General features: G+C 68.1%; 4 protein-coding genes and 1 pseudogene. All 5 read left to right on the forward strand.

Annotated features, from left to right (window positions below; translation table 11 throughout):
• Window positions 1–147 (forward strand): phage protein Gp27 family protein (locus tag K3F48_RS25090; protein WP_222577893.1); only part of this gene is annotated, 147 nt, incomplete at its 5' end.
• Window positions 144–722, forward strand: a complete 579-nt coding sequence (locus K3F48_RS23670) for an MT-A70 family methyltransferase (RefSeq protein WP_222577891.1) — start codon at window positions 144–146, stop codon at window positions 720–722. The genes K3F48_RS25090 and K3F48_RS23670, both read left to right, overlap by 4 nt.
• Window positions 723–904: 182 nt before the next feature.
• Window positions 905–1,360, forward strand: coding sequence for a hypothetical protein (locus K3F48_RS23675; RefSeq protein ID WP_255609728.1), 456 nt, complete (start codon window positions 905–907; stop codon window positions 1,358–1,360).
• Window positions 1,357–1,515 carry a hypothetical protein gene (locus K3F48_RS23680; protein WP_222577892.1) on the forward strand — a complete coding sequence of 53 codons (159 nt, stop codon included), beginning with the start codon at window positions 1,357–1,359 and terminating at the stop codon, window positions 1,513–1,515. Before K3F48_RS23675 ends, K3F48_RS23680 begins: the two co-directional genes overlap by 4 nt.
• Window positions 1,512–1,762: pseudogene (locus K3F48_RS23685) on the forward strand (hypothetical protein); the annotation flags it as partial. The gene K3F48_RS23680 and the pseudogene K3F48_RS23685, both read left to right, overlap by 4 nt.

A 1,762-nucleotide genomic window follows, 5' to 3' on the forward strand; every position in this document is an offset into this window, starting at 1 on the left:
TCGGCCGAGCGGCGGACCAAGCTCGTCGAGCAGTTCAAGAAGGAGGCCGGCGAGCAGATCGCCAAGGTGGGCAAGGCCAAGGGCCTCACGGAGGAGACGATCTCGACGTTGCGTGCGGAAATCCTCGGCGTGCGGAGGGAGAGTTGAGCGCGGACTGGCCCTTCGGCGGTCTGCAGGAGGCGAGCTTCGGGCTGATCCTCGCCGATCCGGCGTGGAGCTACGCCACGCGCAGCGACAAGGGCCAGGGCAAGAGCGCCAGCCGGCATTATCGCACCATGACGCGCGAGGAGCTTTATGCGCTGCCGGTGTGGCGGCTGGCGGCGCCCAATTGCGCGCTGTGTCTGTGGACGACGCAGGCGATGCTGCCGATGCAGCTCGATCTGATGCTGCATTGGGGTTTCGCCTATAAGAGCTATGGCGTCTGGGGCAAGCGCAGCAAGACCAACGCGAAATGGGCATTCGGCACCGGCCATTGGGAGCGCTCGGCGGCCGAGGTCTATCTCTGGGGTGCGATCGGCGAGCCGCGCATCGTCTCGCACAGCGAGCGCAACATCATCGTGGCGCCGCTGCGCGAGCACTCGCGCAAGCCCGAGGACATCTACCGCAAATGCAAGGCGCTGTTTCCCGGCGTGCGCAAGCTCGATTTGTTCTCGCGGCAGACGCGGCCTGGCTGGAGCAATTGGGGCGACGAGCGCACGAAGTTCGACGGGGCGGAGGCGTGAGCATGATTGCCGCTCTCTTCGTCGCAAAAGGTGGCTGCTACTTCGGCCTGCCGGACGTCGACCCATGGGACCGAGATCGCGACGCTCGTCTCTATTCCGGTCCGTGGCCGGTGGTCGCGCATCCGCCGTGCGAGCGCTGGGGCCGCTATTGGGGCGGAGCGCCACGGACATGGCCGCGCCTCTTGAAGGGTGACGACGGCGGCAGTTTCGCCTCCGCGCTGGCGAGCGTGCGACGCTGGGGTGGGGTGCTCGAGCATCCCGCCGACAGCTCCGCTTGGAAGCACTTCGCTTTGAAAACTCCCCCGCGCTGCGGCGGCTGGGTTCGCGCCGACTTGCTCGACGGCTTCGACGGCTGGACCTGCCATGTCGAGCAAGGCGCCTATGGTCATCCGGCCCGTAAAGCGACCTGGCTCTATGCCCACGGCGTCGAGCTGCCGCTCCTCGAATGGGGGCGAACGTCAGGCGACTTTGTTCGCCTCGACGAAGGCTTTCATAGCCGAGAGGAGCGCGCGCGCGCTGTCAAGACGGGCGTATGCCAGCGGCTGTCCAAACGCCAGCGCGCGGCGACGCCTATTCCATTTCGGGACCTGTGCTTGTCGATCGCGCGCAGTGCCTCGAGCGCCAAGGAGGCGGCATGAGGACGATCGACGAGATCGCCGCCGACGTCGAGGCCGTCGAGCTGGAATGGGCGCGCGCGGTCCACGCCCATGACGCCGCCGCCTGCGCCGATTGCGAGCGTCGACACGAGGCGCTGGTCGACGAGCTGTGGCGCGCAGGGGGAATCGGAGAATGAGCGCGCTCCCGTCCTATGAGCAGGTGCGGTCCGCCCGGCTCATCACCGAGGCGGAGTGGAAGCAGCATCGCCTCGACAGCCTGGCGCTGGCGCCGGAGCGGCTGCAGGCGATCGGCGGCATGCCGGCCGTGCTGCTGCCCTATCAGGCGCAGCTGCTCGCCACCACGGCGACCAACGCCGTCACCGTCGTCGAGAAGAGCCGCCGCACCGGAGTGACCTGGGCGGCCGGCGCCGACGCCGTGCTGAC

This window comes from Methylosinus sp. Sm6 (assembly GCF_019802345.1).
Lineage (GTDB): Bacteria > Pseudomonadota > Alphaproteobacteria > Rhizobiales > Beijerinckiaceae > Methylosinus.